2 protein-coding genes are annotated in these 1,515 nt (G+C 38.6%); both read right to left on the minus strand.

The genetic code is table 11. From position 1 onward, the window contains the following. Nucleotides 1-724 (minus strand): methylmalonyl-CoA mutase family protein (locus AACZ30_RS13990; protein WP_339650150.1); only part of this gene is annotated, 724 nt, incomplete at its 3' end. Nucleotides 725-738: 14 nt separating this feature from the next. After that, on the minus strand, nucleotides 739-1,515 hold a 777-nt coding region (locus AACZ30_RS13995), incomplete at its 5' end, for a methylmalonyl-CoA mutase family protein (RefSeq protein ID WP_339650151.1).

The following is a 1,515-nucleotide window of genomic DNA, read 5'->3' on the forward strand; positions in this document are numbered from 1 at the left end:
AGGTAGCACCGGCTTCCTGCATATGATATCCCGAAATACTTATGCTATTGAATTTTGGCATATTCTGCGAAGAATATTCAAAAATATCTGAAATGATCTTCATAGAAGGAGTAGGAGGATAGATGTAGGTGTTTCTCACCATAAACTCCTTTAAAATATCATTTTGAATAGTTCCTGAAAGTTGTTCAGGTTTTACGCCTTGTTCTTCGGCAGCAACGATATAAAAAGCCAGGATTGGCAAAACCGCACCATTCATCGTCATGGAAACTGACATTTTATCCAGCGGAATTTGATCAAAAAGGATCTTCATATCTTCCACCGAATCAATAGCCACACCGGCTTTTCCAACATCTCCAACCACACGTTCGTGATCACTGTCGTATCCACGATGGGTAGGAAGATCAAAAGCTACTGAAAGGCCTTTTTGGCCGGCAGCAAGGTTTCTTCGGTAAAAAGCATTGCTTTCTTCGGCAGTAGAAAATCCTGCATACTGGCGGATTGTCCAGGGACGGCTTACATACATCGTACTATAAGGTCCGCGTAAATATGGAGGTATTCCGGCAGCGAAATTCAAATGTTTTAAATCTTTAATATCTTCTTTTGAATAAAAAGGCTGCAGGTTGATTTCCTCCGGGGTTTTATAGGTGTTGTTTTCATTTTCCTTTTGCCGTTTCCCAAGTGCTGGTGCTGTAAGTTTTATATGTTGAAGATCTTTTCTTTGCATTGCTCTTTTTTTAATTAATCGGCCTTTTCCTGCTTTATTCTTTCCTGCTCAATTTGTTCACTTAGGCGTCTTTCCAGGATAGGTTCAATTAGAGTTTTACGCGGATTTTGCTTTAAAAACGGATACAATTCCAGTTCATCTTTCATTTTATCCTGTGGATTTTCGAATTTATTGGTCCCTATTAATACCAATTCTCCACTATCAAATTGTTCCTGTTCTTTTTTAGCACTTTCCTTAATCTTTCGCTGAATTACCCCTTCTTTAAGTTGTTTTAAAAAACCACCTCCCTTTTCGATTTCTTTAAAAATATCCAGCGCCATTTCCGCAAATTGTTTAGTAAGGCTTTCGATATAATAAGCTCCTTCAGCAGCATTGGCAACCTTGTCAAGATAAGCTTCGTGTTTCATCACCAACAACTGGTTGCGGGCAATCCTATCTCCAAACTCGTTATTTTTATGATAAATAGCATCGTAAGGCATATTGTAAACCGTATCGGCACCGCCTAAAACCGCGCTCATACTTTCGGTTGTGGTTCTAAGCAGATTTACATTAAAATCGTAAAGAGTTTTATTTCTTTTAGTAGATTGCGCCAGGATATGGCAGGTCTCGGGAATGCTATATTCTGAAGCTAAAGTAGCGTATAACCACCTTAAGGCTTTAATTTTAGCAATTTCAAAGAAATAGTTTGGTCCGGAAGCGATTAAAAATTGTGGTTGAAATTGCTCGAAATTTGGATTTTCCTGAAAATGGTTAAGATATTCGTTAACGTGCGCCAGGGCATAAGCCAATTG

The sequence above is a fragment of the uncultured Salegentibacter sp. genome (assembly GCF_963972535.1).
GTDB lineage: Bacteria > Bacteroidota > Bacteroidia > Flavobacteriales > Flavobacteriaceae > Salegentibacter.